The 16,989-nt window shown below is 44.5% G+C and carries 15 protein-coding genes; 4 read left to right on the top strand and 11 right to left on the bottom strand.

The genetic code is table 11. The features are described 5' to 3' along the window. Positions 1 to 4 precede the first annotated feature (4 nt). From C0J08_RS10005 to C0J08_RS09980, 6 genes are read right to left on the bottom strand one after another with little or no spacing between them, the layout of a single operon-like run. Complete coding sequence (locus tag C0J08_RS10005; protein WP_212655987.1) at positions 5 to 1,006, bottom strand: 2-dehydro-3-deoxygalactonokinase; 1,002 nt, start codon at positions 1,004 to 1,006, stop codon at positions 5 to 7. After that, on the bottom strand, positions 1,006 to 1,779 hold the full coding sequence (locus tag C0J08_RS10000; RefSeq protein WP_212655986.1) for an SDR family NAD(P)-dependent oxidoreductase: 774 nt from the start codon (positions 1,777 to 1,779) through the stop codon (positions 1,006 to 1,008). The genes C0J08_RS10005 and C0J08_RS10000 overlap by 1 nt, the downstream gene beginning before the upstream one ends. Beyond that, the gene (locus C0J08_RS09995; protein WP_212655985.1) at positions 1,779 to 3,515 is read right to left on the bottom strand and encodes an IlvD/Edd family dehydratase; all 1,737 of its coding nucleotides are present in this window, start codon (positions 3,513 to 3,515) and stop codon (positions 1,779 to 1,781) included. Before C0J08_RS09995 ends, C0J08_RS10000 begins: the two co-directional genes overlap by 1 nt. Further along, entirely contained in the window at positions 3,516 to 5,666 is a 2,151-nt protein-coding gene (locus C0J08_RS09990) for an alpha-galactosidase (protein WP_212655984.1), read from the bottom strand. Positions 5,667 to 5,670: 4 nt separating this feature from the next. Further along, positions 5,671 to 6,522, bottom strand: a complete 852-nt coding sequence (locus C0J08_RS09985; protein WP_212655983.1) for a carbohydrate ABC transporter permease — start codon at positions 6,520 to 6,522, stop codon at positions 5,671 to 5,673. Beyond that, positions 6,522 to 7,397, bottom strand: coding sequence for a carbohydrate ABC transporter permease (locus C0J08_RS09980; protein WP_212655982.1), 876 nt, complete (start codon positions 7,395 to 7,397; stop codon positions 6,522 to 6,524). Before C0J08_RS09980 ends, C0J08_RS09985 begins: the two co-directional genes overlap by 1 nt. 203 nt (positions 7,398 to 7,600) lie before the next feature. On the opposite strand from C0J08_RS09980, the gene C0J08_RS09975 reads away from it, so the two are divergent. Beyond that, positions 7,601 to 8,383, top strand: a complete 783-nt coding sequence (locus tag C0J08_RS09975; RefSeq protein ID WP_212655981.1) for an IclR family transcriptional regulator — start codon at positions 7,601 to 7,603, stop codon at positions 8,381 to 8,383. A 16-nt stretch (positions 8,384 to 8,399) separates the two neighbouring features. After that, positions 8,400 to 9,503: an ABC transporter ATP-binding protein gene (locus tag C0J08_RS09970; RefSeq protein ID WP_212655980.1), complete on the top strand. Its 1,104-nt coding sequence runs from the start codon at positions 8,400 to 8,402 to the stop codon at positions 9,501 to 9,503. 56 nt (positions 9,504 to 9,559) lie between these two features. Here the strand turns inward: C0J08_RS09970 and C0J08_RS09965 are convergent, their stop codons facing one another. Continuing rightward, positions 9,560 to 10,267 carry a dienelactone hydrolase family protein gene (locus C0J08_RS09965; RefSeq protein WP_212655979.1) on the bottom strand — a complete coding sequence of 236 codons (708 nt, stop codon included), beginning with the start codon at positions 10,265 to 10,267 and terminating at the stop codon, positions 9,560 to 9,562. Between the two features lie 126 nt (positions 10,268 to 10,393). After that, on the bottom strand, positions 10,394 to 11,641 hold the full coding sequence (gene lysA, locus C0J08_RS09960; RefSeq protein WP_212655978.1) for a diaminopimelate decarboxylase: 1,248 nt from the start codon (positions 11,639 to 11,641) through the stop codon (positions 10,394 to 10,396). A gap of 114 nt (positions 11,642 to 11,755) precedes the next feature. Between lysA and C0J08_RS09955 the strand changes: the two genes are divergently transcribed. Next, positions 11,756 to 12,682, top strand: coding sequence for a LysR family transcriptional regulator (locus C0J08_RS09955; RefSeq protein ID WP_212655977.1), 927 nt, complete (start codon positions 11,756 to 11,758; stop codon positions 12,680 to 12,682). A gap of 102 nt (positions 12,683 to 12,784) precedes the next feature. Beyond that, positions 12,785 to 13,186 (top strand): GFA family protein, encoded by a 402-nt coding sequence (locus C0J08_RS09950; protein WP_212655976.1) that lies wholly within the window; start codon positions 12,785 to 12,787, stop codon positions 13,184 to 13,186. Positions 13,187 to 13,405: 219 nt separating this feature from the next. Here the strand turns inward: C0J08_RS09950 and proX are convergent, their stop codons facing one another. Genes proX through proV form a run of 3 tightly spaced genes read right to left on the bottom strand, consistent with a single transcriptional unit; the run spans position 13,406 to position 16,697 of the window. After that, positions 13,406 to 14,392, bottom strand: coding sequence for a glycine betaine/L-proline ABC transporter substrate-binding protein ProX (proX, locus tag C0J08_RS09945; RefSeq protein WP_212655975.1), 987 nt, complete (start codon positions 14,390 to 14,392; stop codon positions 13,406 to 13,408). Positions 14,393 to 14,436: 44 nt separating this feature from the next. After that, entirely contained in the window at positions 14,437 to 15,504 is a 1,068-nt protein-coding gene (proW, locus tag C0J08_RS09940) for a glycine betaine/L-proline ABC transporter permease ProW (RefSeq protein WP_212655974.1), read from the bottom strand. Then, complete coding sequence (gene proV, locus C0J08_RS09935; RefSeq protein ID WP_212655973.1) at positions 15,501 to 16,697, bottom strand: glycine betaine/L-proline ABC transporter ATP-binding protein ProV; 1,197 nt, start codon at positions 16,695 to 16,697, stop codon at positions 15,501 to 15,503. The genes proW and proV overlap by 4 nt, the downstream gene beginning before the upstream one ends. Positions 16,698 to 16,989 lie beyond the last annotated feature (292 nt).

Genomic DNA, 16,989 nt, shown 5'->3' with positions numbered 1-16,989 from the left:
TTTATTAGGCTCCTTGTGCCGGATTCATTTCCGACCGAATTTGACGATTCGCCAAACGTTTTAAACCGCGAATACTGGCTTCATTGGCAGGTAAAAATTCAGTGCTAAGATGGTGAGCAGATAACGCCAACCGATAGCGCTCTGCTAAAGCTTGGCTGCCAATAATGATCACCGAATTGATTGAGTGATTTGAATAAGCCTCTTTTAACGCCTCTAATGTGTCATTCACATCATGCCCAATCACCACGCCAGACAAATAATCACGCACTTCTTCAGCCGCCAAATCACCACAAACAAAGCGACTTCGAGTACTAAATAAATGATGCAAAATGCCACCCGCTTGCTGACTAGCCAAAACGCCTTGATTGAATGCAGCAGCGTTGATTTGCTCTGGTTTAGGCAGGCCTTTTACTAAACTGGACTCGTCATTAAGCCGTGCAAACAGCTCACCAGTAATCGAAGTGGAAAACTGGTTCACTTCACCCTGTGTAATTTGCGCCCATTTACAATGTGTACCTGGCAAACAAAATATGGGGGTGTCATCGGCTCGACCTTGTTCTTCTAGCCAATCAAGCGCCCCGAGTAATTGAGTTTCTTCGCCGCGCATAACATCCACAAGACCAGCAATACCAATACCCTGTAGACCCGGCACAATGGCAATAGGGTTAGGCAAAGAGGTTGTTAGCCACTGAAGCTTGTCCGCCAAATCATCCAATTTCATCGGACATTGTTGATAAGGGACTTCTTGCCAGCCGCCACGACTGCCCACCATACCAGCCATATAGATGGGCAAATCAGAGGTGAGCCAATCACCCAGAAAATCGGCCAAGACACGTTCAAATTCAGCTGAGCCAAGTTTTAACATGCCTCGATCACTGTCACGCTGGGCTTGAATATGACCATCCTGATTCATCAAAAAGGCACGTAAATTCGTGGTTCCCCAATCAACAGCAATAAAGCTGGCTTGGTCACCAGCAGGTTGTGAAGCAGGATTAAATAAGGTCATTACAAGCGCCCTCCATCCACAACCAAACTTTGACCAGAGATCATGCGACTGTCATCCGCACTTAAAAACAACACCAAATCCGCTACATCTTCTGGTTCTATTTTTTCTTTCAGGGCTTGTTGCGTCATCAGTTCCGCTTCTGCTTCTGGCGTTAGCCAAAGACGCTTTTGCTTTTCGGTCATAACCCAACCAGGCAAGACGGTATTCACTCGAATTTTCTGACCACCCAATTCACGGGCCAAGCCCTTGGTTAAACCGGAAATACCTGCTTTTGCAGTCACGTAACCTGGATAGCCAGCAAGTCCTAACATCCAAGAATTGGAACTCATATTGATAATGCTGCCACCACCTGCTTCCGCCATGGCGGGCGCCACCGCTTGAGCAGCAAAGAAATGATGTTTTAAATTGACCGACATGCATTGATCGAACGCATCCGATGTCATGTCTTGTAAAGTATGACGATGATCGTTGGCCGCATTATTCACTAGGATACGAATCGCTCCCCAATCCGCCATGCGTTCATTAATCACGGCTTGAAGCTTATCGACATCCGTTAAATCAACCAAATTAAAATGCGCTTGTAGACCTTGATCCTTTAGCTCTTTGGCAAGACTGTCACCTGCGGTTTGATCAATATCCAAAAAGCTGACCAAGCAACCTTGCTGCGCCAAGGCACGAACTAAGGCTTCGCCAATACCAGATGCACCGCCACTAACAAGCGCATGACGTCCTTTTAAACTAGGAAAAACGGTTTTATTTTTATTATTGGTCATTAATGAGACTCCCTACTCACTTTCGATCCACTTTTGCCAACAAGGAAATCTAGGTCCGCCCCTTGATCGGCCTGCATGACATGGTCGATATACAACTTGGCATAACCACGCTGATAGTCGCTTTCTTCCGGTTGCCATGCGGCTTTACGGCGCGCCATTTCTTCCTCTGAAATATGCAAATGCAAACCACGCCCCTCTACATCTAGGGTGATTTCATCGCCATTTTGCACCAAGGCCAATGGCCCTCCGACAGTGGATTCCGGTGCCACATGCAACACCACAGTACCAAATGCTGTTCCGCTCATACGTGCATCACTGATGCGTACCATGTCGGTAATGCCTTGTTCTAGCAACTTACTCGGTAATGCCATATTGCCCACTTCCGGCATCCCGGGGTAACCCTTTGGCCCACAACCTTTAAGAACCAAAATCGAGTCTTTATCGACTTCCAATTCTGGGGTATCGATGCGCGCTTTGTAGTCTTCAATGTTTTCAAACACCACGGCTTTGCCCGTGTGTTGCAATAAAGCGGGGGTAGCGGCACTGGGTTTAATGATCGCCCCTTGTGGTGATAAGTTACCGCGCAATACGGCAATGCCTGCTTTCTCTCGCAATGGTTTGTCTAACGGACGAATAACGTCCTCGTTGAAACACTCTGCACCTTCGGTAATCTCGCCCAAGGTAGCGCCACATACTGTATTGGCGTTCATATCAAATAGATGACTCAAACGCTGAATGAGCGCAGGGAAACCGCCGGCGTAATGGAAGTCTTCCATCAAGAATCGGCCCGATGGCATCAAATCAACCAAGCAAGGAATGTCCGCGCCAATGCGATCCCAGTCTTCTAAGCTTAAATCCACCCCGACACGACCCGCGATAGCCAGTAAATGCACAACGGCATTGGTCGAACCACCTATCGCCGCATTCGCTCGAATGGCATTTTCAAACGCGGCTTTCGTCAAAATGTCAGAGGGTTTTAGATCTTCTTTCACCATGTCGACAATCCGCGCTCCTGTCATATGCGCTAGCGCTTGACGACGGGCATCCACCGCGGGCAAGGTGCCGTTTTCGGGTAGTGACATGCCTAAGGCTTCCACCAAACAAGACATAGTCGACGCGGTGCCCATGGTCATACAAGTGCCTCGGGAACGGGACATGCCCGACTCGGCTCGCATAAATGCATCAAGACTCATTTTGCCGCCGCGTACTGCTTCGCTGAACTTCCACACATCCGTGCCGGAACCAATGTCTTTGCCGCGGTATTTACCATTTAGCATAGGGCCAGAAGAGACAACGATAGTCGGCAAATCCACTGAACATGCGCCCATCAATTGGGCTGGCGTGGTTTTGTCGCATCCCCCTAACAACACAACGCCATCCATGCCATAAGCCCGCATGGATTCTTCCACATCCATACTCATCAGGTTACGAAACAGCATGGCCGTTGGCTTCATTTGGGTTTCACCCAACGACATAACGGGAAATTCAAGGGGCACACCGCCGGCTTCCCATACTCCCCGTTTTACGTATTCCGCCAGTTCACGAAGGTGCGCATTACATGGCGTCAACTCACTCCATGAATTACAAATGCCGATGATAGGTCGACCATCAAAACTGTGGTCTGGCAAACCTTGGTTTTTCATCCAGCTGCGGTGAATAAAGCCGTCTTTGTCTAATTTTCCGTACCATTGCTGACTGCGTAATGGTTTTTTATCTTTGTTATTGTTATCGCTCATTCAATGTTTCTCCATAGCAGGTACGGCTTGAATCCCTATAAGTACAAGAGATTCAGGATCAAAAATCGGTAATTGAAGACCCACTTGGCTCAAACTCGCCCCATTCAAAATCAGGTCTTGTTTCCACCACGCAGGTAAGGCTTTCATAAGATGGCCGGGTAGCGGACTGTGCTCTAGCACCTCTACTCGATAAAGCTGATCCGGCAATAGGTTTGGTAAACAAAGCGGTAAAGTTTGCGCCTGCTTTGGCATAGCCAATTGGCTATAAACGGCCAAACCTTGTAGTCGGTCTTGACTCAATGCCCACTGGGTTTGTGCCCGACCGTCAGCGCTTGGCAAACGCCAATTCTTACCGTCATGCAACAGGGCTCTATGGCGCTTGTAATGAGACAACCAGTTTGAAATCGTCGCTTTTTGCTCGTCATTAGCCTCTAATAAATTCCATTCAATACCAAAATGACCAAGCAAAGCCGTGCCAGCACGGAATGCCACATCGTGAACGCGACTGGTGGTATGACTTTTATCTGGTCCCACATGGGATCCCATGACTTCAGGCGGTAAAAAATAACTGAAGCCACGCTGGATGGTTTGACGCTCTAACGCATCATTACAATCAGATGCCCAGAAACGCTTAGTAAAATTCAAGATACCGAAATCCACTCGCGCACCGCCTGAGGAGCAGCTTTCGATTTCCATCGCGGGAAAAGCATCATTAATGTCGCCCAATAAGCGATACAAGGCTTCAACCTGAGCATGGGCTTGCGGGGCAATATCACCACTTGGCTGGGAATAATCTCGGTTCATATCCCATTTCACATAATCAATGGGATATTCCGTGAAGAGTGAAAATAAACGCTCGCGGATATATTGATAGGCTTCCGGTTTCGCTAAATTCAGAACCAATTGATTACGTGCGAGAGCGGGTTCGTATTGGGGAAGTTGCAAAGCCCAATCAGGATGAGCACGGAATAAATCGGAATCTGGGTTAACCATTTCAGGTTCAAACCACAAACCAAACTCCATACCCAGTTCCTCTTTGACATAGCTAATCAAAGGCATTAATCCATCTGGGTATTTGTTTTCATCAACAAACCAATCCCCTAACGCGGCTTTGTCATTGTTGCGACCGCGAAACCATCCATCGTCCAAAATATAACGTTCAACCCCAACGTCAGCGGCGGCTTTAGCCAGCGCTTTTAGTTTGGTCATATCGTGATCGAAATAAAACGCTTCCCACGTATTCAAATGCACTGGACGAGGCTTAGCTAATTGCAAACGAGCACGTGCTTCTTGGTGGAACTGCTGACTCATGGCATTTAGCCCAGTGCCACTGTGTGCCGCCAAGAATTCAGGGGTCGAAATAGACTCATTGGCGGCGAGGATAATTTCACCAGATAAATACAAGACTTCCGCTTGTAAATAACGATGACCTTCTGCGGTGTAATCGGCTTTTAGTCTGTGGTTTCCGCTCCAAGCAAGATGTGCCCCAAGCACTTCCCCTTGCTGCTCCCCAAAGCCTTGCTCACCAACCATCACCGCGGGAAAGTTCGCCTGAGAATTACGGCCGTTGCGGTTTTCTTGCAACCAAGTAGCATGCCAATCACTGCGCTCTTGTTGAAACTCTTGACACCAACGACCATAAAAACCCATTCGCTCAGTAAAACGCGCAGCAACAGGCAAGGTACAAGCCAAGCGCTGCACCATCACATCGCCCTGTCCTTGGTTAGTTAAGGTCAGTTGTTGACGTAAGACGCCAGATGGCAATAAACCAATCGACAGCGACACCGACAATTGGGCCACGTTATCTTCCAAACGAATCTTAAAGCCGCTTTCTAGCGCTTCCACATCAAGCAAGCTCCAACAGGCAGCCCATGTTGGGCGGTCTTCTGCACTGGCCTCCACGGCTGGCGTTTGCAGCCAACCGCGCCCTGCTTCAGGGAGTAAAGACATAGGAACAGGCTTGTCCATCATGGCTTGCGGAATGCCTGCTTGTTGCGACATATACACCGAACTTAAATCCGTCTGCACTGGTAACGCATCACCAAAGTAGAGCAACTCTGGCGAGCCTTGTTTTGGGCAAGCAATCACCAAGGTCTTGCTTTGGTCTTTTGAGTCTTGTCGATAAAACCCTATGTTCAATCCATTTTTCATCGTCTTATCCTTTCGTAGCACCCAAAGTTAAGCCAGCAATAAAGTGACGCTGCATGGCGAAGAACAAGATGACAGGCGGTAACGCGGCGACAATTGAACCCGCAGCAATAAGTTGCCAAGACGCCATCCACTGACCTTTTAGAGCACTAATCCCTGCTGTGATCGGGCGCACTTCATCACTCTGCACCAGCACCAGCGCCCAGAAATAATCATTCCAAATAAAAGTAAAAATCAGCACAGACAAGGCGGCCAAAGCGGGACGAACTAATGGTAAAACCACATGCCAAAATATTTGCCATTCGCTCACCCCTTCCACCCGCGCCGCTTCAATTAATTCATCAGGTAAACCGACGATAAAGTTGCGCATAAACAAGGTGCAAAACCCTGTTTGAAAAGCAATATGGAACAAAATCAAGCCCGAGGCGGTGTCATACAACCCCATGCTAATAGTGAGATCGCGCACTGGAATCATTAAGATTTGAAACGGCACAAAGTTACCTGCGATAAAAGTCGCAAATAGCGCAACATTGCCGCGAAATTTAAACTTAGCTAAGGCGTAACCGGCCAAGGTCGATAAGGCAACCGCGCCAAATACCGCGGGTAAGGTAATGATCAGCGAATTGATGAGATAGCGCAGCATGGGCGTTTGCGTAAATACCATGGTGTAGTTTTCAAACAACATCCATTCACTTGGAACCCCCCAATAATTACCAGAGTTAATATCCGCCATAGAGCGAGCGGAAGTCATCATGACGGCAATCAAAGGCAATAACCAAAGTAACAAAGCGATCCAAACAGCCACGCGATAGCTTAAATTAAAAGGTAACGATCTTTTTTCTATAGGAGTTGGAAACATTAGGCTTTCTCACTCTTCAGCATACGCCATAAGAAGTAGGCGATATAAATATCCATTATCAAGAACAACACAGTCGCAATCGCTGCACCGTAACCAGCTCGATAGTTAAAGATGGATTGTTCATACATGAAGTAAGCTAGAACACTAGAAGACCCAAATGGCCCGCCACTGGTCATGGTGGCAACAAGGTCGAAACTTCTTAACGCACCGATCACTGTCACCACAACTGCAATGAATGTAGCGGGACGCAGTTGAGGCAAAATAACATGACGTAACATTTTCCAGCCGTGCGCGCCGTCTAAGCGAGCCGCTTCGATTTGATCTGGATTTAAATTATTCAAGCCTGTGAGATAGAGGATCATGCAATAGGCAATTTGTGGCCAAAGACCTGCCACGATAATGCCAAAGGTCACCCAATTTTCATCAGATAAAACCGCCACCGGTTCCATTCCAAATAATGCTATGGCCTTATTGAAAAGACCAAAAGATGGGTCATAAAACCAAGAGAAAACCAAGCCAACAACCACTTGAGAAATAACGAAAGGAAAGAAAAACATGGATTTAACTAAACGTATGCCCATGATTTTTTGATTGAGGAACAGTGCAATGCCCAGTCCAATGGGCGGGGCCAGCATAAAGAAAACCATCCAATACAGATTGTTTTTTAACGCCACCCAAAACTGATAATCGTCAAAGAGTTCTACATAATTACTAAAGCCTACGAAGGTTTTTTCACCAATTCCATCCCATTCATAAAAGCTCAACCAGATACTTTGCAGAATAGGAAAGATAACGTAGACCACAAACAAAATGACTGCTGGCGCTAAGAACAAAACCGGCATCCATTGCTGTTGCTTGCTATGCAACTTTTGCATGGCGCACTTACCTCTTATTTTTATTAGTTTATAAATTGTCTTGCTGATCACCCATTTTTAATCATGAGCAACTTGCACAACAAAATAATGGAATAAAGTTCCATTTTTTGCAATACTCAAATTAGATCATTTTTTCAGCCCTAGTTTTTGGGGCAAAATCGACCTTAAAAAAATATAAAAACCGATATTAAGGAAAAGAGATAATGGCCGAGCAAGATTCCAAAAGCGGAGGCTCATCATTAGACAAAGCAATTAGCTTGCTACAGGAGGTTTGCATGACCCCTGTACCGCTTCGCTTTGCGGAATTGGTTGAAAAGACAGACTTGCCCAAAGCCACCGCACATCGAACCCTAACCTCATTAACAGACAAAGGCTTAGTTCGCTTCGATGAAGCCACTCAGCTGTATCACCCTGGATATGGTTTACTGGAACTTGCTCACCAAGCTTGGTCAAAAATCGATGTGCGTGATATTGCCGCCGATCAAATGAAACGGTTATGGGATGAAACCGGCGAAACCATTCACCTTGCCGTTCTTGATCGCGGTGATGTGATTTACATCGATAAACTTGAAAGCCAAAAAAGTTTGCGTTTGTTTTCGGCTGTGGGCAAAAAAGGCCCCGCTTATTGCACTGGTGTGGGGAAAGCCATGATGGCCTTTCTGAGTAAAGATCAGCTGGCGGCCGCCATTAAAGAACAACGCTTTGTCCAGCACACAGCCACCACACTGATTAACGAAGACAGGTTAAGAGACGATCTTAATAAAATTCGTGACAGCAAAATCTCACTGGATTTAGAAGAACATGAGGAAGGCATTCAATGTGCTGCCTCCGTGATACTAAACCACCGAAATGAACCTATTGCCGCGCTTAGTATTACCGCACCTAAGTTTCGCGTAGACGACGCGCGCTTCCAACACTTTCAAGCATTGGTCAAAGATGCCTGTCAGAAAATATCCACTCGAATGGGGGCCATGGCCTCTAACTAGCATAGGAAAGTCCATTATGGCGACGATAAAACTAACAAACGTCATCAAACGGTTTCATGACATTGAAACAATTCATGGCGTCAATTTAGATCTTCAAGACGGTGAATTTGTGGTCTTTGTAGGTCCTTCTGGTTGCGGCAAATCCACCCTACTACGCTTAATTGCCGGTCTAGAAGAAATCACAGATGGTAAGCTAGAAATCAATGGCACCAACATGAATGACGTAGCCCCCGCTGATCGCGGAGTCGCTATGGTATTTCAATCCTATGCGCTGTACCCACATATGACAGTGGAAGAGAATATGAGTTTTGGCTTACGCATGAACGGGGTTGATCCAGAAAAGATCAAAGCGCAAGTCAGCAATGCGGCGAATATTCTTCAATTGAATGAATTGCTGGACCGCAAACCTAAACAACTCTCTGGCGGCCAGCGTCAGCGTGTGGCGATTGGACGTGCCATCGTACGTCAGCCAGAAGTATTCCTGTTTGACGAACCTCTTTCTAACCTAGATGCCGAACTACGCGTCGACATGCGTATTCAAATCGCGCAGCTACATAATCGTTTAAAAGCCACCATGATTTATGTCACACATGATCAGGTGGAAGCCATGACCTTGGCCGATAAAATCGTGGTATTACGGGCTGGCAATGTTGAACAAGTTGGTTCACCACTAGAGCTGTATCACAACCCAGCTAACGAATTTGTCGCTGGTTTCATCGGCTCACCCAAAATGAACTTCTTGGAAGGCAAAGTCATCAGTATTGATAATAAAGATCTGGCCGTTATCGATATCTATGGCCAACGTATTGAACTAGAAGTCGATGGCACCAAAGTCTCTGTCAACGAGACAGTCAAACTCGGCATTCGACCAGAACACATCAAAGAAAACACGGAAGATGCCGACCTAACGATAGATCTAGACATTGACGTAGCGGAACACCTTGGCGGCCTCACCTACCTTTATGGCCAATTTCAAGGTAGCAAATTGACGATAGAAGTCAGTGGCGCAAACCTAACGCGAAATGGTGAAAGAGTGACAGTGGGTATAAAAACGGCTGATTGCTATTTGTTTAATTCTAATGGTGAGGCCTTAATAGATCGCCCTGTTCCAGCCCGTTAACACTAAAAGGCCTCGCCTATTTTCTAGGCGAGGCCTTTCTTCTAGTACCCTAGTATTTAGACAAACTCATCTAAAAAGTTGGCCAAATAGTTATACCCTCGCTGAGCGGTTTGAGGATTGAATTGGCTGCCATGCTGGGGGTTATCAGCGCTAGGCAACATAAACGAGTGCATGGTGTTGCTGAAATCAATGAACTGAAAATCCATCCCTAAACCACTCCAGTAACGTTTTGCTTCCTGAGCGTCTTCTTCCGTTATTAAAGGGTCTTGGAGACCATTTAATACTAATATTTTGGCTCTAGTATTGGCTTTATCTTCTGATTGCGCTCGGAAAAAACTCATCAACCCATGAAAGCTTACCGCTCCGGCACTGTTTTCAAGATGCAAGCCGGCTTCCAAAGCCAACCGACCGCCAAGACAAAACCCAACATGCACAATAGTCTTACCTTCGGCATCACAAGCAGATTGAGTCAATTCATTCAACAAGTCATGTAAGGGTTCAGCCTCAGCGACCAAGGCGCCCATTCGGGCACGTTTTTGGTCCATTTCGACGGGATTATTGTCGACACCATACAAATCGATCGCTGTGGCAGAAAAACCTAATGATACGATTTTATCAGCAATGCTTTTCTCAAAATCGGTTAAACCGGAAAATGTCGGCCAAATCACCACTTGAATATGACTTTTATCAGAACTCAGCCCATCCACTTGATAATGCGCCCGCTTAATGTTCTCTTTGAAAATTGCCTCAAATGTAATATCCACCGACTACTCCTTGATTGTATTTCTCAATTAACCAGCTAATACTTTCAGTTTAACCAGCTAAGTAAAATAAAATCAATCCACTTCCTTGTTTAACCACATTTCAATCCGTTTCAATTACCAACGAAATTAGATCATTTCCAATGACAGCAAATCTCTTATGGTTTGTCGTTTTCTAATCAAGCGATATTGTCCTTCATCAATCATTACCTCTGGTGCCAATGGACGGCTGTTGTAATTTGATGACATAGCAGCGCCATACCCACCAGCATCCTTAAATACCAACATATCTCCAACCCTTGGATTATCTAATGCCTGATGGCAAATTACGCCATTCTCATCTTGTGTAAACACATCACCAGATTCACATAAAGGGCCAGCGACTGCGTACTCACGCTTACCATGCATTGAGTTTACCGACTGTTGTGTTGCGGCTTTATGGAGAACCTCAATTTTATGATAACTTCCATACATGCTGGGTCGTAAAAGATCATTAAAGCCTGCATCCACCAAAACAAAACGATGCTGCGCTGTCGACTTCAAACAATGAATTTCAGCGACCAGAACTCCGGCGTTAGCCACCAGAAAACGCCCTGGTTCCACTTCTAATGTTATGGCATGTCCCAAATGATTTTCTATGTCTTTACGTGCCTCATCCCATAATCGAAAAAAACTATGGGTATCTAATTCAACGTCATTTTTTAAATAAGGTGCAGGAAGCCCACCGCCAGTGGAGATGGCTCTAATATCAACATTGGCCAATTTCACTATTTCTACCATAGCCTGACAAGCCAAAGACAAATGTGCGAAGTCTGAGCCAGAACCAATGTGCATATGGATGCCAATTAAATCCAGTCCATATTGTTGAAGTAAAGCAACGACCTCGGGCAAATCTTCTAGCGAAATACCATGCTTACTATTTGGCCCACCAGTATTGGTTTTGTCACTATGGCCATGGCCAAACCCCGGATTTACACGAAGCCAAACAGGATGATGAGAATCCACTTCTGCGATACGGTGCAACATATCCAAAGAGCCGATATTCACAGGAATATTATGTTGAATAACCAAGGCAAGCGCTTCACGATCAATCACATCGGCGGTAAAAACAATACTCTCGGGATTATCTTGATTGCTATAACCTGCCGCCAAGCTTCTTTCAATTTCCCCAGCAGAAACCGCATCCACCATCACTCCTGCTTCACGCATTAAACGTAAAATATGTATATTCGAACTGGCTTTTTGTGCATAACGAATAACATCGAAGTCACGTAACAATTCTATTTTCTGGCGAATAGTCGGCGCATCGTACACCCAGAGTGGCGTACCATACTGCTGAGCTATTTCTCTTAAGGTATCAGGGTTAAAGATAGTCATTTCGTCACGCTCCCAAAGATGTTCAATTCGTAAAAGATGAATCAAGCATAGCGCACGGGTAAAAATTCAAATAATATCCATTTATACAAATTCTATTCATTTTTGATATGACTTATGAAATTAACATTTCGACAAATTGAAATATTCAATGCATTAATGACAGCAGAAAGTGTGACGAGCGCAGCCAATATCTTGCACACATCTCAACCAACGATTAGTCGTGAATTAGCAAGACTTGAACACATCTTAGGTTTTAGCTTGTTCGAAAGAGTACGTGGCCGCCTTAAACCCAGCAATGCGGCATATACATTATTTGAGGAAGTAAAACGCTCTTATATTGGCTTAGAACGAATTTGGTCAACTGCGGAGGATTTACGCACCAATCAAACGGGAAGATTATCCGTACTGACACTACCTGCGTTTTCACAATCACTGTTACCTGGCGCTTGTCTAAAATTCTTAGACACTAACAACAATGTTGGTATATCTATTTCTGTTCAAGAGCCACCCTATTTAGAACAAAGCTTAACGTACCAGCAATATGACCTCGGTTTGACAGAAAACAATGACTCACCCTCCGGTACCGCACTTAAACCTTTATTGGATATTGATGAAGTATGTATTTTACCGAATCACCATCCATTATTGGCAAAAGACAGCATCGATATACGAGACTTTGAAGGTCAGCCTTTTGTAAATTTATCACCTACCGACCCCTATCGAATCAAATTAGATAATGAACTCAATAAACTTGGCGTCCATCGAAAAACCGTGGTTGAAACACCGACGGCGGCATCGGTATGCCAACTCGTCAGCAAAGGTGCGGGTATCGCAATCATTAACCCTTTGACAGCCTTAGATTTCATCGGTCATGGTTTGCAGATTAGGCCGCTTACTACCTCTTATGCTTTTACCATCAATATCCTTTTGCCCCTGCACCGCCCTTTTAATCCTCACTTAGACGATTTCATTACGGCTCTGGAAGCAGAAGCAAAAGAAATAAAAAATAAAATCAGTCAATACACGCACGATTCGAGGTAAAAATACCTTTTAATAGACGTAAGTTGTCTGTTAAGAACAAAAGGTTTAACCTGAAACTTCAGCTAAACATAGTTATAACCCACCGATATTTAGGAGAAGAGCATGTTATCTGGAAGCTGTTTATGTAATGGCATTCAATACGAAATAAAAGGCGATCTGGGTGACATAATGCAGTGCCACTGCCAAAAATGTCGCAAAGCTAACGGTTCTGCCTTTGCTGCCAATGCGGCCATTCCAACCACAGCTTTTACCCTTTTAAAAGGGAAAGAACTACTAGCGGAATACGAATCTACTCCTGGAGTGTTTCGAGTCTTCTGCAAACAGTGTGCCTCACCACTTTATAGTCGACGTCCAAATATGCCAGAGCTACTTCGCCTACGCATAGGCACACTCGATACGAAAATTGATGGCAAGCCTTCCTCGCACATTTTTGTTGGGTCTAAAGCGGAATGGTACGATATCTGCGATGACAAACCGCAATATGAAGAACGTCCTATAGTGTAAAAGGACATTAGAATAAAAGAATAATTTAGAAAACAAGACAGCAAAATGCCTTTCATTACCAAGCAATGAAAGGCATTTTTTATGATCATGACTCTATGTCATTCATCACTTAACAATAAAAAAGGACACTGTATAAATACAGCATCCTTTAGTATTACTTTCTTATAATTCCAACATTCAATTAGGTTAAAAAGCTGGAACCTTGTTAGCAAAGCGCTTTTATTTAGCGGCTTTCTTAGCTTCAGAGATCCAGCCATCAAACGTCGCTTGGTTAGCACTAATCCAATTATCAGCATGGATAGCGATATCACGCTGGGAATCTTCACCATCAGCAATCAACATATTCTCAGCACTCACTGCGTTAATTGGTAGCTTCATGATTTCAAATAATTTTTTAGCGGCTGGATTCGCTTCAGCAAACGCTTTGTTGGCAACAATTCGCTCACTGTTGATGTCAAAACCGTAGTTTTTGCCATTCGGTAGCGCTGTATCAGTGTTATTTGGATTTGAAGAATAAGGTACTTCTAACCATACAACATCACGACCAGGAACGAGTTTGCCTGATACCCAATACGGTGTCCAAGTGTAATAAAAGATCGACTCACCTTCATTGAAACGCGCAATGGTGTCAGAAATAATCGCCGCGTATTGTCCCTGATTATGCGTGATCCTATCACGTAAACCGAAGGCATCTAGCTGATGTTCAATAACACCTTCACAACCCCAGCCAGCCTGACAACCAGTTAAGTCTGCTTTGCCATCACCATTCGTATCAAATAAGGCTGCAATTTTTGGATCTTTAAAATCCGCTATATTCGTAATGTCATATTTATCAGCGGTTTTTTTGTCAATAAGATAACCTTGTGCAGCCCCTTCAATATAGAAGCCGGCGCGATAAAATTTGTCGTCACCACCAGCATTTTTATACATAGTGTTATGAAGTGGATACCAGTTCACCGCAAGATACTGTGCATCACCATTAGCAACAGAAGTGTAAGCGGCACTGTAGTCTACTTCTTTGATAGGCTGAACATCATAGCCCAATTTCTCTAATGCTTTATTGACAACAACAGTCTGGAATGTCTCTTCTGCAATCGTACTTTGTACAGCTGTGACTTTTACACCCTCACCAGGTAAGTGACCATCTGCTAAAACAGCACCACTAAACAGTGCGGCAAGTGAAGTTAGTGTAATTACCTTTTTCATTGGAACATCTCCTTTGAATGAGTTTTTTGTAAACGTATTAGTTTTCATTTTTTAAGCGCAAGTAATAAGCCAATTGGTCCAGTTTCATACCAATGACGAGTACCACGCTGACGAGCATCTTGTCCAAGTGATTGCGTCATGCGATCTAAAATAACGGCGAGGATGACAATACCGATACCACCGATGGTCGCGAGTCCAATATCTAAACGGCCAATACCGCGCAATACCATTAGACCCAATCCACCGACTGAGATCATCGATGCAATAACCACCATAGATAAACCCAACATTAAAGTTTGGTTAACACCGGCCATAATAGTCGGCATCGCTAGAGGTAATTGGACTTTGAACAACATCTGTTTTTTATCCGCACCGAACGAGTTAGCCGCTTCAATTAAATCACCTGGCACTTGTCTAATACCGAGATTGGTTAAACGAATAACAGGCGCAACGGCAAAGATGATGGTTACAATGACCCCAGGTACGTTACCGATACCAAAAAGCATTACGATTGGAACCAAATAAACAAATGCAGGTGTGGTTTGCATAATATCCAAAATTGGACGAATCACTTTGGCAGCGCGATCACTTCGAGCCATCGCAATACCCGTCGGAATTCCCAGAATGATACAGAACAACACTGACGTTACGACCAAAGCCAGCGTCGTCATGGATTGTTGCCAAGCACCAATAGCACCAAGCGTTAACAGGCCAACGACAGAGCCAATAGCCAAACGTCGTCCTGATAATTGCCAAGCAAGCAAGCCAAACAAAATGATGACGAGAAGCGGTGGTGCGGCATTAAATGCACTATCAACTGCCGTCAAGGTTGCGTCTACCGGGGCTTTAACTGCAGTAAAGAAAGGACGGAAATTGGTGACAACCCAATTCACCCCCGTTTCAATCCAGTTATCAAGAGGGATCCAAACTTCTTGGAAAGGATGAAGTAAACTAAAATCAGTGTGTTCAACGGGGACATTACTCGCAGACATTGATGCCGCATCGGAACTTTGTGTCGAAGCAGCACCGCCCCAAGGATTACTGGCTGTCGATTCTGCAGCCCCAGTGTCGTCTGAAGCGGTGGTTGCCCATGGATTTGAATCAGTACTCATACAGAAGCCTCCCTATCCAATGTTTCTAGTAAACGCGCTTTACTGATAACACCTACGTACTTCTGCTGATCATCAATGACGGGCACAGCACATGGCGCGTGAGCAACGATAGAAATGATATCTCTAATAGACGTATCCGCAGAAATCGCCTCAACTTCATCAATCATGGCTTCGGTAAGCGTTTGTTTATTCTTAATGACATCAAGCAACGAACCTGTCGACACGACGCCTAAGAAGCGTTGGCTTTTATCAATCACATAACCATAATCTCGATCGTGATCATTCAATAGCTGTAAACCAGCACGCAAACCTTCGCTTGAATCTTTCTTAATAAGCGTCAGTCTTGATCTGGAAGCTATATCTTTAGCACTAAATACGTTACTGACATCCACCCCTTTGAAGAAGGAGCGAACGTAATCGTTTGCCGGATTATGCAAAATATCATCAGGAGTACCGACTTGCACAACCTCACCGCCCTGCATGATGGCAATTCGATCACCAATACGCATTGCTTCATCAAGGTCATGGGAAATAAACACGACAGTTCGTTGATGTTCAGACTGTAGTCGAACTAATTCGTCCTGCATTTCAGTTCGGATAAGAGGATCAAGGGCGGAAAAAGCCTCATCCATTAGTAGAATATCGGGATCATTTGTCAAGGCTCTAGCAAGGCCAACGCGTTGCTGCATACCACCAGATAATTCATCGGGATAACTATTCGCATGGGATTCCAAGCCGACTTGAGCAAGTGCACTTTGCGCTTTTTCATGACGCTCTTTCACGTCGACTCCAGAAAGCTCTAGACCAAATGCCGTATTATCAATCACATTCATATGTGGCATTAAGGCAAAAGATTGGAAGACCATGCTGATTTTAGTTCGACGAATATCACGTAACGCCTTGTCATCGACTTTGGTAATGTCATGGCCATCAATGAGGACTTGGCCTTGTGTTGGTTCAATAAGACGATTTAGTAGACGAACAAGGGTTGATTTACCAGAACCCGAAAGTCCCATCACCACAAAAATCTCACCTTCTTCGATGGACAAACTGGCATTTTTTACGCCGACCGTCTGACCCGTTTTTTGAAAAATTTCGTCTTTGTTTATGCCTTTGTCTAGCATCTTCAGAGCTTTCTTCGGATGCTCACCAAAAATTTTGTATAAGTTCTTAACTTCGAGTTTTGTAACCATAACGGCTCTCTGTTGTTAAACATAATGCGTAAATCATTGTTGGAGAACGACTTAACGTTTATTTAGCATAGTGATAATTTTTATTACTTACAAGTCTAAATATTTACGTTTTGTTTAACATTCAAAAATCTTACCAAAACCAAGAAGCACTAAAATCCATAAAATAATAAACACACAAGAATGGCTTTTTTGGTAAATTTTTCAACAAAAACACCGTAATAATGAACAAAAAACAACCTCTAGCGGTATTTTCACAAAATAAAAGATATATAGAACTGTAATGAAAAAGCCA

Origin of the sequence: Marinomonas sp. CT5 (assembly GCF_018336975.1) — a bacterium.
Classification (GTDB): Bacteria; Pseudomonadota; Gammaproteobacteria; order Pseudomonadales; family Marinomonadaceae; genus Marinomonas.
Note: the sequence above shows the minus strand (reverse complement) of the source record. Positions and strands in the feature narration are given on the sequence as shown.

Excerpts from the sequence above, each read along its gene's own strand:
- C0J08_RS09985 (WP_212655983.1), bottom strand. The coding sequence starts at position 6,522 with ATGTTTCCAACTCCTATAGAAAAAAGATCGTTACCTTTTAATTTAAGC.
- C0J08_RS09995 (WP_212655985.1), bottom strand. The coding sequence starts at position 3,515 with ATGAGCGATAACAATAACAAAGATAAAAAACCATTACGCAGTCAGCAA.
- C0J08_RS09955 (WP_212655977.1), top strand. The coding sequence starts at position 11,756 with ATGAAATTAACATTTCGACAAATTGAAATATTCAATGCATTAATGACA.
- C0J08_RS09980 (WP_212655982.1), bottom strand. The coding sequence starts at position 7,397 with ATGCAAAAGTTGCATAGCAAGCAACAGCAATGGATGCCGGTTTTGTTC.
- C0J08_RS09975 (WP_212655981.1), top strand. The coding sequence starts at position 7,601 with ATGGCCGAGCAAGATTCCAAAAGCGGAGGCTCATCATTAGACAAAGCA.
- C0J08_RS09990 (WP_212655984.1), bottom strand. The coding sequence starts at position 5,666 with ATGAAAAATGGATTGAACATAGGGTTTTATCGACAAGACTCAAAAGAC.
- proV (WP_212655973.1), bottom strand. The coding sequence starts at position 16,697 with ATGGTTACAAAACTCGAAGTTAAGAACTTATACAAAATTTTTGGTGAG.
- C0J08_RS10005 (WP_212655987.1), bottom strand. The coding sequence starts at position 1,006 with ATGACCTTATTTAATCCTGCTTCACAACCTGCTGGTGACCAAGCCAGC.
- proW (WP_212655974.1), bottom strand. The coding sequence starts at position 15,504 with ATGAGTACTGATTCAAATCCATGGGCAACCACCGCTTCAGACGACACT.
- lysA (WP_212655978.1), bottom strand. The coding sequence starts at position 11,641 with ATGACTATCTTTAACCCTGATACCTTAAGAGAAATAGCTCAGCAGTAT.
- C0J08_RS09970 (WP_212655980.1), top strand. The coding sequence starts at position 8,400 with ATGGCGACGATAAAACTAACAAACGTCATCAAACGGTTTCATGACATT.
- C0J08_RS09950 (WP_212655976.1), top strand. The coding sequence starts at position 12,785 with ATGTTATCTGGAAGCTGTTTATGTAATGGCATTCAATACGAAATAAAA.
- C0J08_RS10000 (WP_212655986.1), bottom strand. The coding sequence starts at position 1,779 with ATGACCAATAATAAAAATAAAACCGTTTTTCCTAGTTTAAAAGGACGT.
- proX (WP_212655975.1), bottom strand. The coding sequence starts at position 14,392 with ATGAAAAAGGTAATTACACTAACTTCACTTGCCGCACTGTTTAGTGGT.